The organism is Rhodococcus sp. 66b, from assembly GCF_002076325.1.
GTDB lineage: Bacteria > Actinomycetota > Actinomycetes > Mycobacteriales > Mycobacteriaceae > Rhodococcus_F > Rhodococcus_F erythropolis.
This window is the reverse complement of the sequence record NZ_MUZB01000014.1, coordinates 58,011-73,540: the sequence shown is the minus strand read 5'-3', so window position 1 is coordinate 73,540 and position 15,530 is coordinate 58,011. Positions and strand designations below refer to the sequence as shown.

The window sequence follows — 15,530 nt, the reverse complement described above, 5'->3', positions numbered from 1 at the left end:
GTCCGACGAAGACTCGAAATCGAACCGTTGCGAAGCCGCGCCAAAGTTTTTTTGGCGAAGTTGTAACGCTTCTTCTATCCCCGACGATTCAAACGCTAACCCCCCAAGCGGGTCTTTGGGATCACGTCCGAGAAACGATCTGATGACCAAGGCAATACCCCTGGGGTTTCCGGGCGCTCGCACCCTTCGCCGACACACAATCCGCGCCCCGCTGACCTGCAATTTGCCCGTTTCAGGCCCTCCACTTAATCCATCCGAACAGATGACAAAAAACTTTGTGACGAGTCCCACATATTGGGATGTTTACGTTCGTGATGCATATGTATCACCCAATGTGGGCACAAAAGTACGGGCAAATCGGCACGTACAGACCAGTTTTCTTCCTGATCCGACACGACCAAGGTCCCTTGAACGGTCGTCCAGTTGTAGTTGCGCTAAGTAACGGAACTCACGCCGGCAAGCGATATTGCGGACCGCCTGCCAGGTAGCGTGGCTCCACAGAACGCAGACGCGGCGCGCCGCAACCGGCCGCCCTTTCGAAACGGAGCCCGAAGATGACCGAGACAGTGGCGCACAACTCCGCGGAAACGCGCTTCGAGATCCGTGTCGACGGCGAACTGGCCGGTTTTGCCGAGTACTCGGACCATTCCGGTGTCCGTGATTTCCACCACACGGTGACGTACCCACAGTTTCGCGGGCGCGGGCTTGCCGCCATCGTGGTGCGTGAAGCGCTCGATCAGACCCGGAACGAGGGATTGAAGATCCTTCCGACGTGCTCGTACGTCGAGAAGTTTGTTGCAGAGAACCCCGTTTACCAGGCATAACCGAACGAGGACGGTCCGCGAAAAATCACTCGCGGACCTGCAACCCCCGCTGCTAGCGTCGATGGTGCCGTCGTCGAAACTCTCGAAATCCTGGTCGGCACCATCTCGGGGAAGGAAAGAACGTGGTCGCCTCAGCAGATCGGCGCCCACCTGCATCCGAGGACGTAGTTACCCCCAGCTATCTCCCTCTCGTCCTCGTCAATCTCGCGACGCTGTTCTCGGCGATCGGCAACGGTATCGCCATCGTCGTACTCCCCTGGCTTGTTCTCGAACGAACCGGCAGGGCTACCGACGCGGCGATAGTTGCCGGCGCAGCAGCCATTCCGTTACTCGTGTCGAGCCTGTTCTCGGGGACATTCGTCGACAAATTCGGACGCCGTCGAACGTCGATGATTTCCGACGCTCTTTCGGCGATGTCCGTAGCGGCGATCCCGATCATCGCGGCCACCGCGGGCTTGACGATCCCGGTGATCGCGGCGTTGGCCGCGCTCGGTGCGGTGTTCGACCCCGCCGGAATGGCGGCGAGGGAGTCCATGCTGCCTGCAGCAACTCGGACAGCCAAGTGGAAGCTCGATCGCACCAACAGCGTGTACGAGGCCAATTTCAACGTCGCATATCTGATCGGCCCTGGCATCGGCGGTGTCCTGATCGCAACGATCGGGGCGGTGAACACGCTCTGGGTGACGGCGGCTGGTTTTGTGTTCTCGATCGTCGTGGTTGCCTTCATCCACCTTCCTGGCGCCGGAGTCCCCGAACACGAACATCGTCCGAAATCGATCTGGCACGGCACACTCGACGGTCTTCGGTTCGTCTGGAACAACAAACTGCTGCGCACTCTGGCGCTGATCGACATGGCCGTCGTCGCGCTCTACATGCCGGTGGAGAGTGTCGTGTTCCCGGTGTACTTCACAGAGTTGGATCAACCGGCGCAACTCGGATCGGTGCTGATGGCATTGGCGATCGGCGGCATCATCGGCTCTCTCGCCTACGCTCCGCTGGCACCGATCATGTCCCGGCGACTGATCATGATTTTTGCCGTTGCCGTTCTCGGCATAGCGATGCTTGCCATGGCGCTTCTACCTCCGCTGTGGGTGATCCTCGTGCTCGCCGGACTGCAGGGGCTCGTCTACGGACCAGTCGGCCCGATCGCCAACTACGCCATGCAGACGCACAGCCCGGAGCACATGCGCGGACGCGTCGTCGGTGTCATGACGTCGACTGCCTACGCCGCCGGCCCGCTGGGTTACCTCGCGGTCGGCCCTCTGCTCGATCAACTCGGAATCGCGTCGACCTTTGTGGCCCTGTCGATTCCGATCATCCTGATCGCCGCAGTCTGTGCCTCCCTGCCGGTGCTTCGCGAACTGGATCGTCCGCGACACTCGACCGACGTCAGTTGAACCCCATCACGTCGTTTCCCCAGGCGACGCGCAGTCCGTGATCGGGGTCGCTGACGAGGGTGTCGGCCGAGTCGATCAACAGCGTCGACCGCTTCTCTTCCTCGTACGGCGCCCAGTGCTTCGAACCGTCGAGAGCTGCCGGCACGGCATGCCGCGCGAAGGCCAACCATCGCCGTTGAATACGGCCGGCTACCTCCATCGCAGCCTTCCGTCCACCCAGCCAGAACGTGGGGTCGACGTTCAGTGTTCCGAAATTGCCGAATACATAGGGTAATTCGGTCGCGTGGCCCGCGCCGATCCGTGCGGCCTTGAGCATCGGCGTCGCGTGATCGAAGCGGTACACCCACGTAGGGGAATGCCTGCAGTGGGCGTCGGCGATCCACAGAGTCGGCATGCGAAACGCCGCGTCCCGCGACAGTGCCAGCGCGCCACTTGGTTTCGCGTGATCAGGGTAAGCCGACATGATCTCGGCAAGTTTGGTCGCGGAGATGTCTGGGTGATCATCCGCCAGCAGTTGCAGCATGGCCTCGACCGACTGCGCGCTCACCGGCATCAGCGGAGACTTCATGAACTTGAAGATCGACGCCTCGTCCTTGTTGGAACCGATGATCAGTGGAATTCGGTGCGCGTAACCCTTCTGGAAAGCCGCAACCGGGTAGTGCGGCACCAGATCACGATCGACAACGGGTGCCATCGCCAAAGTTCCCGGAATCCGGGTCGGAATTTCGTTGACCAGGTCATCGCTTGCCTTCACGAGCAGTTCGAGATCCGTGGTCAGCAGATCGCCTGCGTCTTCAGGGTCGATCGAGAGCAGTTCGAGAAACCGCTCCGCCACGGTCTTGGCGCGCTCGGCCCCATAGACGGAGGTCGCGGGAGGACTCTGGGCAATCGCACGATGGAACAGACCTTCGGCGCTCGGACAGGTCATGAGCGTCGTGATGGATCCTGCGCCGGAGGACTCACCGAACACCGTCACCGCACTCGGGTCACCCCCGAAGGCGTCGATGTTGTCTCGAACCCATTCGAGTGCCGCAATCTGGTCTCGCAGACCACAGTTCGATTCGAAAACGGTATCCGCGGTGGAGAATCCAGACAGGTCCAGGAATCCGAGGGCTCCGACGCGATAGTTGAAGGAGACGAGAACGACGTCACCGGTTTCAGCCAAATGACGGCCGTCGTAAATCGTTTGGGCGGCGGACCCGAGGCAGTAGGCGCCACCGTGAATCCACACCATCACCGGTCGCGGCGTGCCGTCGGGGCGCGGGGCCCACACGTTGATCGACAAGCAGTCCTCGTCGATTTTGAAGGCCCGGTCGATCGGAACCGCCGGGCTCTGGCCCTGCGGCGCGATCGGCCCGAACTCACGACAGTCGCGCACCCCGTCCCAGGGCTCAGCGGGTTGCGGCGCGCGGAACCTCCGCGCACCCACCGGCGCTGCTGCGTATGGCATGCCCTTCCACGCGAATACTCCGCCATCCGGATACCCGCGGGCTTCTCCGCCGCGGGCACGGATCACGAGTGTTCCGTCCTCGCCAAGATTCGGTCGAACGTCGGTCTCCATGTCTGAATCCCCTCCCGACCCGCGCGTGTGGCAAACAAGACCAAACGTACCAACATAAGGCCGATGTGCGCCGACTACTCAACTGCCAGGTAGGCGCCGACGAAGCAGAGGCTCGGTGTTAAGGTCACCTAGTTCTGACACGGGGTGCTCCGCATGGGCGGGGCTGAGAACACACCCGGGAACCTGATCAGGTAATGCTGACGAAGGGATGTCATGGCTACTACGCAGCCTGCATACAATTCTGCCGAAAACTCGGTGGCCACAGCGCCGTCGACGGATCGGTTCACCGATCGGCTCTGGGCCGAGACGAAGGTCCTCCGCGAGTCGATCGACTCACTGGAGTTCCTCAAACGCCTCGGCGACGGAACCTTGCCTCTCGACGCGTTCCGCACGTACATCGAGCAGGACAAGCTTTATCTCGAAGGGTATTCGAAAGCGTTGTCCCTGGTCGCGGCCCACGCCCCGGATCCGCAGTCGGCGGGCTTCTGGTCGAATTCCGCGTCCACGGCAGCGACAGTGGAATCTGCGCTTCACGACGGACTTCTCACCGGTGGAATTCTTCCAGCGGGATCGGGAAGGCTCGAGCATTCGCAGGCCTGCCTGGGATACGTCTCGTATCTGACGGCGACTGCGGCAACTGCGCCTTACCCGGTCTCCGCAGCGGCAGTACTCCCCTGCTTCTGGATCTACGCCGAGGTCGGCCGCGATCTTGCCGCTTCAGCGCGCGAGGTACTCGACGCCGATCCGTCGCATCCGTACGCACAGTGGGTCACGACGTACGACGCACCCGAATTCCACGAGTCGGTGGCGCAGGCCCGCGTACTGATCGATGCTGCGGCCGAAGCAGCCACCGAGACAGAGCGTGAGGCGATGAGTGAAGCATTCCGCATCGCCAGTCGCTACGAGTTGATGTTCTGGGATTCCGCACTCCACCAGCAGCCTTGGCCGGCGTCGTGATGTCGTTTGCGGCGCTGCGCCGCACACTTGCCACGTCTGCCGCGATCGCAGCCGCATTCACAGTTCTGACCGGATGCGCCGCTGACACCGGCTCTTCCGACGGGACCATTCGGTTCGCACTCGACTGGACCCCGAACACGAACCACACCGGTTTGTACGTTGCACTCCAAGAGGGCTACTTCGAGGACGCCGGTCTGGACGTCTCGATCCTGCCGTACAACAACACCTCTCCCGACACCCTGGTCGACGCCGGCAACGCGGAGTTCGGCATCAGCACACAGAGTCAGGCCACGTTCGCCCGAGCGGCCGGCGCCGCCACGACGTCCGTCATCGCGCCACTTCAGCACCGCGCCACCGGCATCGGTGTGAAGGCGGATCGTGCGGACATCACGCGCCCGCGTGATCTCGACGGAAAGACGTACGCCGGGTTCGGCGATCCCGGCGAAGTCGAAACGCTGCAGCAGATCATCCGCAACGACGGCGGGACCGGGAACTTCACGACGGTCACGCTCGGAACGTCTGCTTACGAAGCCGTGTACTCGGGGCAGGCAGATTTCACGGTCTCCTACTTTGCGTGGGAAGGCCTCGAAGCGGAGCGAAACGGAACTCCGATGCGGTACTTCCAGTACACCGATTACGGCTTCCCCGATGCGTATTCGATCGTGATCAACGGCAACCAGCAGTGGTTGAAGGACCATCCCGACGAGGCACGCAAGTTCGTCAACGCCGTTCAACGCGGATATCAGACTGCTGCCGACAACCCGGACCAGGCCGCGCAGGATCTCATCGACGCGAACCCCGGAGCTTTCACCGACGAAGACCTCGTCCGTGACAGTCAGCGGATGCTTGCCGCCGACTACATGAAAGACGCCAACGGCGTCGTCGGTACGCAGAACCTCGAAACCTGGTCGGGTTATTCGGGATTCCTCTTCGACAACGGATTGCTCGCCGGACCGGACGGGAAGCCGTTGACCCAGAAGCCGGACTGGTCGGAGTACTTCACCAATGAGTATCTCGACGCGTCCTGACGTGAGCGGACGGCTGGTCTCGGCCATGCGGCGGGCGCTTCCCGCGCTCGCCGTGGTGGTGCTCCTCGTGGCGGCGTGGCAGATCTACGTCGAGATCAGTGGGATTCGGCCGCAGGTACTTCCGTCTCCGGGGCGCGTTCTGTCCCAGGGGTGGGACAACCGCGAGATCATCTCCGGCCACGCCTGGTCGACATTGCAGGTCACGTTGGTCGGCTTCACTGTTTCACTGGTGTTGGCCTGGATTCTTGCTGTGGTCGTGGACTTTTCGCCGTGGTTGTCACGCGCGCTGGTACCACTTTTTGTCGTCTCGCAGACCTTGCCAATCATCGCCATTGCGCCACTGATGATCATCTGGTTCGGCTTCGGGTTGCTGCCGAAGGTGTTGGTGATCGCACTTGCAACGTTCTTCCCCATGACCATCGGACTCATCGAGGGATTTGCCGCGGCCGACCGTGAAGCGGGCGCTCTCCTGCGCAGTATGGGCAGCACTCGCTGGCAGGAGTTCCGATACGTCCGCCTTCCTTCGGCGATTCCGCGATTCTTCACCGCCCTGCGTATCGGTATCACCTACGCGGTCGTGGGCGCGGTGTTCTCCGAATACGTCGGCGCTAATTCCGGTTTGGGCATTTACATGAGCACCCAGAAGAACTCCTTCCGCACCGATCTGGTGTTGGCGGCCGTACTGGTGACCGCGTTGATCAGCGTCACGCTGTACTTGCTGACGTTCGTCATCGAGCGCATCGTTGCACCATGGGCGATGAACGAAAGGTCGCGGACATGACCGACCCGACGGTCGAGGAGGCAATGGTCGAAATTCAGGACCTGACCAAGAGGTTCGACACTGCCGGAGAATCGCGTCTCGTACTCGATTCGGTGTCCTTCCGCGCCGACGCGGGCGAATTCGTGTCGGTGATCGGGCCGAGCGGCTGCGGCAAGAGCACGATCTTCAACGTCCTGGCCGGGCTCGAATCCCCGACCTCGGGTTCAGTCCGTGTAGGCACGCGCGCAACTGAATCCGAAGCAGCCGCCGAGGTGCACACCGCGTACATGCCGCAGAAGGATCTTCTGTTCCCTTGGCGCTCGGTACTGGACAACACGGCCCTCGGTTTGGAAGTGCAGGGAGTCGGCAAGAAGGAAGCACGCGAGCGCGCTCGTGAGTTGTTCCCCGCGTTCGGCCTGTCCGGATTCGAGGACGCCCGGCCGTCACAGCTGTCCGGCGGTATGCGCCAGCGAGCGGCGATGCTGCGCACCGTTGTTCAGGGCAAACCTGTCCTGCTGCTCGACGAGCCGTTCGGCGCACTGGACTCGTTGACCCGCACCGAGATGCAGGCCTGGCTGCAAGACGTGTGGCAGCAGTACCGGTGGACCGTGCTGATGATCACCCACGATATTCGTGAAGCGATCTATCTGTCCGACCGCGTGGTCGTTCTGTCTGCGCGTCCGGCAACGGTCAGGTGCGTAGTCGACGTTCCCTTGCCGAGACCACGCGAGCTGGACATGATCACCACGCCCGAGTTCGCCGACGTCGAGCGCGAACTGCTTGCCGTTCTCCACGACGAGACGCGCAAGTCGCTACGCCCCTAGCGGTTACTGAAAATGCAGTAGTTACTGATAATGCGCTGAGAGAGTTTCGAGTTCACCTGGAGTTCAGGAGAATGCGCACCGAAACCTGACGAGGTCACGTACCATGATCCGGCACTTTCACCCAAAACGCCTTAATATCAGCAAGATCCGAACGCTCGACACGCAGTCCGTCAACGCTGCACAATTCTCCGTACTCTTCGGTAACGTACACTCGGTCGCCTACGAGACCAACGGCCAGAAGGTAACTGGACGGTAAAGCGGAATCGTGGAGGCACAGTCATCGCAACAGATTTGGAAAGGGACAGCGTGAGCACACTGCAGTCAGGTCAGAGCCTCGGAGTCGGCCAGGAACTCAAGTCCGACAACGGCGCATACACCCTCACCTTGCAGGACGACGGCAACCTGGTTCTGTCCGAGGGCGGACAGGCTGTTTGGGCCGCAGGCACCAACGGATCCGGCGCCAACCGCGCCGAGGTGCAGGCTGACGGAAACTTCGTCATCTACAAGGACTCCGACGCCGTGTGGGCATCGCAGACCGCAGGCAACGACGGTGCCTCCCTCTCGGTTCAGGACGATCGCAACGTCGTTCTGTCCGCCGGTGGAAATGCTCTGTGGTCTTCGGACACTGCAATCGAGGCTCCGGCCGCCGAGGCTGCCCCGGAGCCCGCTCCGGCCCCGGAGCCCGAGCCTGCACCCGCCGCTCCGGCAGCGCAGAGCTACACCGTCGAAAGCGGCGACACCCTGTGGGCAATCGCCGAGCGTTTCTACGGTGACGGCAACCAGTACCAGCGCATCGCGGATGCAAACGGCATCCCGAACCCGGATCTCATCAACGCCGGTCAGGTACTGACGATCCCCGCCTGATTCACTGCTTGACCTGGCCCTGGGTGCCGACGTCCGCGTCGGCACCCAGGGCCTTTTGTGTTCTACGCCACACAGATTCGCGTCCCGCCCAGCAGGCCCTGATACTCCATTGCGGCATCTTTTCGCCTACAGTACTTCCGTACTGCTCCCGAAGGACAGGTGTGCATGAAAGACAGAACAGTCATGATCGGCGCTGTCGCAGTGGCCGCTCTCTCTCTGACATCAGGCCTCGTTTTCGGCGGAGCAGCCGGCGCATTCGGTTCCGGCGGCCCTGTGGTGAAGCCTCCCGCTCTGGTCTCGTCGGTTTCCGTGGAGTCCGTCGCCGGGATCGAACCGGCCGCGTTCTACAGCTCGGTTGCAGTTCCCACGGTTGTCATCCCGCCGACGCCGACCTGGCGAATCGCCGACGAGACGACTGCTCCTCGTAATCAGCCGCTGGTGGTGACCGCGACAAGCACGAGCTCCGCTACGTCCACTACTACTGCAACGAGTACGACAACACCGGTATCGTCCACGACCACCGCGTCGGCTACCGCGACCTCGTCACCGACCGCGACAGCCACGACCACCAAGACCAGCACCACCCCAGTTGTCACGACCGGGTCCACGCCGCCCGTCGTCGAGGTCTCGCCCGTTCTCGCCGGATAGTCCTCGCTCTTTCGCCTGCATACCGCCTAGCGTGACGGCGGTTACAGGCACACTTCAGTCGCCGCTCTCAAATACCCGATCTACCTGCGACAACCTTCCTAGTCGTCACGGTTCGTGGCCCGCTGCAATCCGGTCGACCGGAAAAGGACAGCAGCATTGTCGGGACCTCGCGATACCGTATAGGTCTGAGCTTTTGCGGAAGGAGGTGGCTGATGAGCGCAATGGGCTTCGATCTCGATGTCAGTGTCGACCGGGCATGGGCAGAATTTCAACGTCGCCTCGGCGATCACATTTCCATCATGGTCGACGGCGACGTGCTTGCCGTGGAATCGTCCACCGGCGACTTCGATCCAGCTGACGGCGCAGCGCCATGTGTTCAGTTCCTCGTGTGGGACGAGAACACAGTCCGCTGCGAGGTTCCTTCCAACGACTTCCTTCATCCGCGCTATCGACTCGAAGATGCCGACGAACAAAAGTTGATCGCACTCGGCTGGAATCCGCCTTCCGAGAATCTCGACGATCCGAACAACTCCCCCGCCTTCTGCGTCGACAAGGCGCAGAACTGGGCCGATCAGCTCGCAGCGATGACTGTCGCTGCGTTCCGTGATGTGTTCGGTGTGCAGCACCCGGCTTTTCTATCCAGCGATCTCACCGGCAACGAGCAGACTCCGGATTTCGATCCGTCGGTTGTCGAGTCGACAGAACTTCCGACACTCGACCCCACCGCGGCCTACATGCCCAACGACGTCGACCACCTCAAGGAGTTGGTCACTCTCGCTTTGCTTCCCATGCTCGGCACGCTTCCCGAGCGGGACAGCGACGGCGACATACCAATTCGGGTCGGTTCGACTGTCATGTTCGTCGGTCCGCTTTCCGAGTCCATGGACGTGCAGTTGTTCTCCCCACTCGTTCAGGACATCAGCAACCGCACTCGTGCAGCCGAGGTCATCGCCGATCTCAACCGCAAGTGGTCGCGCATCAAGTTCGTCTTGATCGACGACCGTCTGTCGGTGTTCCTCGAGGTGGCGGGCTCACCATTCGTTCCCAAACAACTCACCGATACATGCGCAGCCTTGACGTCGTTCCTGCGCACCGTGGACGACGAGTTCGCCGCACGCGTCGGCGGAGACCTCTTCTTCGCGAACAAGAGCGGTGACTCCTCCTCGCTGCAGCCCGATCTGACGGCCGAGGACCTGCCTCCCGAACTCGAGACCCTGCTGCATCTCGATCTGGACGTGGCCGAGGATCTCGACGCGGTAGCCGATGTCTGCGGGCGCGATCGCGATCTGATTCTTCAGCTCCTCCACATCAGTAACGAATGGCAGATTCAGCTCCGCAGTCAGGCGGTGGACGCCCACAGTCGCGGGGACGCCGAAGAGGCTGCAGGATACGAGGATCAGGTCGGCGGGTGGGAACTCATGGTCGACCGTCTGCGCGGGGCTTTGCGACTGGTGGTCCTGCCCAATTCTCGAACCGAGACGCCGGCAAAGCCGCAACCTGAGCAGATGGGCCTGTTTGCCGATCCCTTGCAACAGAGTCTCTTCGACGATCCGTCCTGACACGACGGATCGCCTTCCCTCTATTCGAAGTGGGATTTGAAGATCTGTCCGTGGACGCCCACGGTTCGATCGACTACCTGCGAGACCGTGAAATCCGCTGCGGCAGAAAGATAGGCGTAGCCCGTCGCTCGATCCATTCCGCGATCATGCTCGAGGAAGTCGAGCGCGTTGACCACCGCGCGCCGCATGGCGCCGTTGAGGTCACTGTTCTGCCCATCGACCGAACCGTTGGGGTCGGACAGGCCGATCGGAATCCAGGCCTCCTCGGTCTCGGCGAACGGGTATCCGAAAGCCACCGATGGAGCGTCACCGGAATCCTTCTTGCACACGCTGAGTCGGAACGTGCCGCGCAGCGATCCTTCCATCGCCGTCAGCGCCGCCTCACCGTCGCCCATGGCCATGTGTGGGTCACCGACGTAGAAGAGGGCGCCTTCAGCGAATACCGGCAAATAGAAGGTTGATCCGACACCGAGATGCCTGATGTCGATGTTTCCGCCGCCCAGGGTCGGAGGAATGGAGTTCGACGACGGGGACGTCGGGTCGGCATCCGAGGAATAGGCAACTCCCATCATTCCCATGAAGGGTCGCAAGGGAAACCGCACCTTCGACTGTCCGAAAGGCATCACGCCCTTGCCGTCTTCGATCGTCGTGAAGGTGGAAACACCGCCGTACTTCAACGGGTCCTTTGTCGCGCGCCCGTCTGTGGCGACCGGCGGCATGACTTCGTCCAGAGTGATTCCCGCTGGAGCGGTTCCGTCTGCTGTGACGGCGAGAGCGCCCTTGCCGTGTCTGCTCGACACAACGCCGTACGGCACGCGGGGAATGGCTTCGAGAGTCTCGATCTTGAGTACGTCTCCAGGCTGGGCGCCTTCGACGAAGACCGGGCCGGTGACGACGTGCGGTCCGTCCTTGTCGAAGTTTCGTTCGGTTCGGTTGTATTCGGCCGCAACGGCAATCGCATCTTCGAGCACGTCCTTCTCGGAAACGCCTTTGCTACCGAAGTATTCGAGAGGATTGCGCCCTTGATCCTCGAGAATTCCCTCGTGCGAGAGGGCGTCGATCGTGACGGTCTGGCCCGACTTCATCCGCATCACCTCGCGGGTGTGGATGTTGGGCACATAACCCCACATGACGTCCGACGGATCCGAACTCAGATAGTGATCGCCACTGACGTTTCCGCTGCCCGGTTGCAGAATCGGCACACCATCGGCGAACGGCAGCGCAGAGGAGGATGATCCAGCCGGCGATGCGTTCGAGTGCGCGCATCCCGAAGCCACACCCGCAACGCCTACTCCCGCACCGAGAGCCGCGACTGCCCTCATGAATCCGCGTCGGCCAAGACCTTTCGTCAGATCTTCGGCTGCGTTGCGGGCAAGAGTGTTTTCCATCGAGATTCCTCCGGAGTGCGTGACGATGTGCGACTGCGAAGAAAGCTAGACCCGATTTGTTACTCGTTCATTACCATTTCATGGCAGGGAAATACCGTTGACTGAGAATGAATTCAGCGACGGCGAAGCCGCCAGAGCGAGGTCGTCTCTCGTGCCCGGGCAGCGTGAAGCGCATCGGTTCGGTCACTGACCTTTGCGTGCGTCGGCTTGACGTCCATGCGATCGACAACAGTGAGCCCACCGGCCGCAATCAGGTCGTGTAGTTCGGATCGCGTTCGGAGACCGAGGTGTTCGGCAATGTCCGAGAGGATCAGCCACGCTTCTCCCCCGTCGTCCAGATGCGCTGCGACACCAGTCAGGAAGCCCTTCAGCATCGCTCCAGCAGGGTCGTAGACGGCGTATTCGATGGGCGAGGTGGCCTTGGCCGGAATCCAGGGAGGATTGCAGACCACCAACGGAGCGGTGCCTTCGGGGAAGAGGTCTGCTTCCATCACGTTCACCTGATCGCCGTAGCCAAGCCGCAACAGGTTGGTGCGCGCGCATTGCAATGCCCGGGGGTCCTGGTCGGTGGCCGTCACTGTCTGAACTCCACGCCGCGCCAGGACGGCAGCAAGAACGCCGGTACCTGTTCCGATATCGAAAGCAGATTCCGTCGACGGTAGCGGCGCAGACGCGACAAGATCGACATACTCCCCGCGGACGGGTGAGAACACTCCGAAGGCGGGATGCACTCGTGCGTCGAGAGCCTCGATGAAAACACCTTTGCGGTGCCACTCGTGAGCGCCGATCGCGCCGAGGATGTCACGCAACGAGCGAACCGAAGGCTCACCGGTAATCCCGAAGGCTTCAGTCAACGCTACTTGCGCGTCCGGGGCTCGCCGGAGTGGAATCGACAGATCTGCATCCAAGGGAATGAGCAGCATGCCGAGGATCTGCGCGCGGCGTCCTTGGGTCTGCCTGTGGAGATGGAAGGCTTTGGCTGGGTCGTCGGACGCTCGGCGCGGCTTGCGGTCGATGCGCGACGCGACGGCCTTCGACAGTTGGCGAGCGTTCTGAAAATCTCCGCGCCACAACAACGCCGTGCCTTCGCATGCCAAGCGATAGGCGTAGTCGGCCTTCATCGTGTCGTCGGCGACGACGATGCGCTTGGGCACCGGGGCGTTGCTCGTCGAACCCCAACGGGCCGATTGCTCGACGTCGTTCTCGGTCCACACTGCGAATTGTTCAGTCATGTAAGCCCTTCCGGCGTCCGACGCATAGCGGCCGGTCTACCGGCTGATGTGGCCCAGATCTGCAAAATCTGCTCGTCTGGTGTCCACACTAGTCGGGACCGGCCGCGCTACATGACTGCGAGAGGGATGTCAGCCCTTGGCTACGCGAGCTGCCTCGGCGATCCGAGCCTCGGCGACCGCGTCAGCAGCCTCGCCGGCGAGGATTCCGTCCTTCTTCGACTTCGCGAAGATCTCGGTGACCGTGTCGAAGATCTTCTCGACCTTGAGCTTGACCTCTTCGGCCGAGTTGCCCTTCAGCTCGCCGGCAACCTGGATGAGGCCGCCGCCGTTGGCGACGTAGTCGGGGGTCCAGGTGATGCCGCGGTCGCGGAGGATGTTCTCGACCTCGGGCACGGTGAGCTGGTTGTTGGCAGCGCCGCAGACAACCTCGGCCTTGATCGAGCGTGCGGTCGTGTCGGTGAGGGTTGCGCCCATCGCGCAGGGTGCGTAAACGTCGAGATCGGCGTCGATGATGCTGTCGACGATGCTCACCTGCGGGAAGTCCGTCTTGACGCGATCGAGCGCTCCGGCGTTGACGTCGGTCGCGAGAACGGTCGCGCCGTCTGCGAGGAGGAGCTTGATCAGCTCGTAGCCGACCTTGCCTGTGCCTTCGACACCAACAGTCTTGCCTGCGAGCGACGGAGTGCCCCAATGCGACTGTGCCGCGGCGCGCATCGACTGGAATACGCCGAGGGCCGTCATCGGAGCGCTGTCGCCGGAACCGCCGACCGTAGCGTTGCGGCCGACGACGAAGTCGGTGTTACGACCGATGATGTCAAGATCGTTGGAGTTGGTTCCGACATCACCAGCGGTGATGTAGCGGCCGCCGAGGGTCTGGACGAATTTTGCGTAGGCGCCGAGCAATTCGTCGGTCTTGGCCGTTGCGGGGTCGCCGATGATGACCGCCTTGCCGCCGCCGAGGTCCACGCCGGCAACCGCAGCCTTGTAGGTCATTCCGCGCGAGAGACGCAAAACGTCTGTGACTGCGGCGGATTCGTCGGAGTACGGGTAGAAGCGCGTTCCGCCGAGCGCGGGGCCGAGCGTCGTGGAGTGGATGGCGACGATGGCCTTGAGGCCGCTCGCGGGATCCTGGAAGAAGCTCACCTGCTCGTGGGGGTAATCGCGCAGGTAGTCGGCGCGATCGAACACGCCCGCAGTGTCGCCATGGGAAACAACAGAGTTCACGGGCTCGGCGGTGAGAGTCATTGTGGGATAGACCTTTCCGAAGGATAAACGGGGTGCAGTCGAAATATTGGGACGAAATGGCCGTTGGGTACTATTGGGGACAAATAACCCAAAGAGAATCCCGCTGAGCAATTCGTGGAACCAATGCTCTGCCTGAGCTACGATTTGGTCAATGCAAATCTCTTGAACTAGTCAATTCGATCATCCAGTGACCCATATCACTGAGGAGAGGTTCACAAAGTGCTCAGCATCGACAAGCTCGACGTCCAGTTGCTCGGACTGCTCAGCAAGGACTCGAGGATGAGTGTGGCCGAGTTGGCCAACTCGTTGGGCGTCGCCCGCAACACCGTCCAGTCGCGAATGAAGCGCATGGAATCCAACGGACTTCTCACCGGGTTTCGGCCGAATCTCAATCTCCCCGAGGTCGGTATCCCGATTCAGGCATTTGTCGGTCTGGAACTCGAGCAGGGCAAGATCAGCGCAGTCGCTCGGAGTCTGACCGAGTTGCCCGAGGTGATCGAAATTCACGCCACAACCGGTCGCGAGGATTTGCTCGTTCGCGTCGCCACCTCGACGCACGCGGCGCTGCAGAAGTTGGCCGAGCAGATCGTGTCACTTCCAGGCGTCACGCATTCGACCACGACCATCGCTCTGACCAATCCCCTTCCGTATCGAATTCAGCCTCTCCTCGAGCACCTCACCAATGACGCCGGATGGGGTCGTTCGACCGCCTTCCCCCGTCAGCAGGACTAGGACGGGTGGTCGCGTCGATGCTTCCAAGTGCGCTAGTTTCATGGTTATGAGTGAGATCCAGGGACAGCGCATCGCGTTCATTCAGGCGACGTGGCATCGCAACATCGTCGACCGTGCACGCGACGGATTCACCGACGCGATCGTCGAGCTCGGCTACCCCAAGGACACGGTTGATTTCTTCGAGGTACCGGGAGCTTTCGAGATCCCCCTGCATGCTCGGCGGTTGGCCAAGACCGGCCGCTACCAGGCCATCGTTGCCGCAGGTCTGGTCGTCGACGGCGGTATCTACCGGCATGACTTCGTGGCGACGGCTGTCATCGACGGTCTGATGCGCGTGCAGCTCGACACCGACGTTCCGGTCTTCTCGGTGGTCTTGACGCCGCATCACTTCCACGAGCACGCCGAGCACGTCGACTACTTCAGCACGCATTTCGTGAAAAAGGGCGCCGAGGCTGCGCGCGCGGTCGACGCCACCGTCAAGTCGTTGAAGGCCCTGCCCACCAGCTAGTCG

Annotated in this window: 15 protein-coding genes and 1 riboswitch; of the genes, 11 read left to right on the top strand and 4 right to left on the bottom strand. The window is 61.8% G+C overall.

The window, feature by feature from the left end; translation table 11 throughout:
• Positions 1 to 554: 554 nt before the first annotated feature.
• Together B0E55_RS24490 and B0E55_RS24485 are read left to right on the top strand one after the other, a co-directional pair.
• A complete protein-coding gene (locus tag B0E55_RS24490; RefSeq protein WP_020908356.1) occupies positions 555 to 824 on the top strand; it encodes a GNAT family N-acetyltransferase in 270 nt (89 codons plus the stop codon).
• 122 nt (positions 825 to 946) lie between these two features.
• Positions 947 to 2,221: an MFS transporter gene (locus B0E55_RS24485; RefSeq protein WP_080910631.1), complete on the top strand. Its 1,275-nt coding sequence runs from the start codon at positions 947 to 949 to the stop codon at positions 2,219 to 2,221.
• Here B0E55_RS24485 and B0E55_RS24480 read toward each other — a convergent pair.
• Positions 2,214 to 3,782: a carboxylesterase/lipase family protein gene (locus B0E55_RS24480; protein ID WP_047889213.1), complete on the bottom strand. Its 1,569-nt coding sequence runs from the start codon at positions 3,780 to 3,782 to the stop codon at positions 2,214 to 2,216. The genes B0E55_RS24485 and B0E55_RS24480 overlap by 8 nt on opposite strands.
• A 130-nt stretch (positions 3,783 to 3,912) precedes the next feature.
• Positions 3,913 to 4,008, top strand: a riboswitch (TPP riboswitch).
• Here B0E55_RS24480 and B0E55_RS24475 point away from each other — a divergent pair.
• From B0E55_RS24475 to B0E55_RS24445, 7 genes are all read left to right on the top strand, one after another.
• Positions 3,996 to 4,739: a TenA family protein gene (locus B0E55_RS24475; RefSeq protein ID WP_080910630.1), complete on the top strand. Its 744-nt coding sequence runs from the start codon at positions 3,996 to 3,998 to the stop codon at positions 4,737 to 4,739. Its footprint overlaps the riboswitch before it by 13 nt.
• Complete coding sequence (locus tag B0E55_RS24470) at positions 4,739 to 5,767, top strand: ABC transporter substrate-binding protein (protein WP_060939032.1); 1,029 nt, start codon at positions 4,739 to 4,741, stop codon at positions 5,765 to 5,767. The genes B0E55_RS24475 and B0E55_RS24470 overlap by 1 nt, the downstream gene beginning before the upstream one ends.
• Complete coding sequence (locus tag B0E55_RS24465; RefSeq protein ID WP_080910629.1) at positions 5,745 to 6,548, top strand: ABC transporter permease; 804 nt, start codon at positions 5,745 to 5,747, stop codon at positions 6,546 to 6,548. Before B0E55_RS24470 ends, B0E55_RS24465 begins: the two co-directional genes overlap by 23 nt.
• Entirely contained in the window at positions 6,545 to 7,351 is an 807-nt protein-coding gene (locus tag B0E55_RS24460) for an ABC transporter ATP-binding protein (RefSeq protein ID WP_060939033.1), read from the top strand. The genes B0E55_RS24465 and B0E55_RS24460 overlap by 4 nt, the downstream gene beginning before the upstream one ends.
• 306 nt (positions 7,352 to 7,657) lie before the next feature.
• On the top strand, positions 7,658 to 8,215 hold the full coding sequence (locus tag B0E55_RS24455) for a LysM peptidoglycan-binding domain-containing protein (RefSeq protein ID WP_020908363.1): 558 nt from the start codon (positions 7,658 to 7,660) through the stop codon (positions 8,213 to 8,215).
• A gap of 165 nt (positions 8,216 to 8,380) precedes the next feature.
• Complete coding sequence (locus tag B0E55_RS24450) at positions 8,381 to 8,863, top strand: hypothetical protein (RefSeq protein WP_020970103.1); 483 nt, start codon at positions 8,381 to 8,383, stop codon at positions 8,861 to 8,863.
• Positions 8,864 to 9,075: 212 nt separating this feature from the next.
• Entirely contained in the window at positions 9,076 to 10,422 is a 1,347-nt protein-coding gene (locus B0E55_RS24445) for a T3SS (YopN, CesT) and YbjN peptide-binding chaperone 1 (protein WP_070385708.1), read from the top strand.
• 20 nt (positions 10,423 to 10,442) lie between these two features.
• Here the strand turns inward: B0E55_RS24445 and B0E55_RS24440 are convergent, their stop codons facing one another.
• The 3 genes from B0E55_RS24440 to B0E55_RS24430 form a co-directional block, all read right to left on the bottom strand.
• Positions 10,443 to 11,810, bottom strand: a complete 1,368-nt coding sequence (locus B0E55_RS24440) for an acetamidase/formamidase family protein (protein WP_080910628.1) — start codon at positions 11,808 to 11,810, stop codon at positions 10,443 to 10,445.
• Between the two features lie 113 nt (positions 11,811 to 11,923).
• Positions 11,924 to 13,042: a methyltransferase gene (locus tag B0E55_RS24435; RefSeq protein ID WP_080910627.1), complete on the bottom strand. Its 1,119-nt coding sequence runs from the start codon at positions 13,040 to 13,042 to the stop codon at positions 11,924 to 11,926.
• 129 nt (positions 13,043 to 13,171) lie between these two features.
• Positions 13,172 to 14,287, bottom strand: coding sequence for a Glu/Leu/Phe/Val family dehydrogenase (locus B0E55_RS24430; RefSeq protein ID WP_080910626.1), 1,116 nt, complete (start codon positions 14,285 to 14,287; stop codon positions 13,172 to 13,174).
• 219 nt (positions 14,288 to 14,506) lie between these two features.
• Here B0E55_RS24430 and B0E55_RS24425 point away from each other — a divergent pair, with 219 nt between their 5' ends.
• Positions 14,507 to 15,019, top strand: a complete 513-nt coding sequence (locus tag B0E55_RS24425; RefSeq protein ID WP_003941343.1) for an Lrp/AsnC family transcriptional regulator — start codon at positions 14,507 to 14,509, stop codon at positions 15,017 to 15,019.
• A gap of 46 nt (positions 15,020 to 15,065) precedes the next feature.
• On the top strand, positions 15,066 to 15,527 hold the full coding sequence (locus tag B0E55_RS24420; RefSeq protein ID WP_003941401.1) for a 6,7-dimethyl-8-ribityllumazine synthase: 462 nt from the start codon (positions 15,066 to 15,068) through the stop codon (positions 15,525 to 15,527).
• The last annotated feature ends 3 nt before the right edge of the window (positions 15,528 to 15,530 follow it).

Bases quoted from the DNA above. Each gene is read 5' to 3' on its own strand.
- B0E55_RS24430 (WP_080910626.1), bottom strand. From the start codon at position 14,287: ATGACTCTCACCGCCGAGCCCGTGAACTCTGTTGTTTCCCATGGCGAC.
- B0E55_RS24445 (WP_070385708.1), top strand. From the start codon at position 9,076: ATGAGCGCAATGGGCTTCGATCTCGATGTCAGTGTCGACCGGGCATGG.
- B0E55_RS24450 (WP_020970103.1), top strand. From the start codon at position 8,381: ATGAAAGACAGAACAGTCATGATCGGCGCTGTCGCAGTGGCCGCTCTC.
- B0E55_RS24435 (WP_080910627.1), bottom strand. From the start codon at position 13,042: ATGACTGAACAATTCGCAGTGTGGACCGAGAACGACGTCGAGCAATCG.
- B0E55_RS24465 (WP_080910629.1), top strand. From the start codon at position 5,745: ATGAGTATCTCGACGCGTCCTGACGTGAGCGGACGGCTGGTCTCGGCC.
- B0E55_RS24470 (WP_060939032.1), top strand. From the start codon at position 4,739: ATGTCGTTTGCGGCGCTGCGCCGCACACTTGCCACGTCTGCCGCGATC.
- B0E55_RS24440 (WP_080910628.1), bottom strand. From the start codon at position 11,810: ATGGAAAACACTCTTGCCCGCAACGCAGCCGAAGATCTGACGAAAGGT.
- B0E55_RS24480 (WP_047889213.1), bottom strand. From the start codon at position 3,782: ATGGAGACCGACGTTCGACCGAATCTTGGCGAGGACGGAACACTCGTG.
- B0E55_RS24490 (WP_020908356.1), top strand. From the start codon at position 555: ATGACCGAGACAGTGGCGCACAACTCCGCGGAAACGCGCTTCGAGATC.
- B0E55_RS24460 (WP_060939033.1), top strand. From the start codon at position 6,545: ATGACCGACCCGACGGTCGAGGAGGCAATGGTCGAAATTCAGGACCTG.
- B0E55_RS24420 (WP_003941401.1), top strand. From the start codon at position 15,066: ATGAGTGAGATCCAGGGACAGCGCATCGCGTTCATTCAGGCGACGTGG.
- B0E55_RS24475 (WP_080910630.1), top strand. From the start codon at position 3,996: ATGGCTACTACGCAGCCTGCATACAATTCTGCCGAAAACTCGGTGGCC.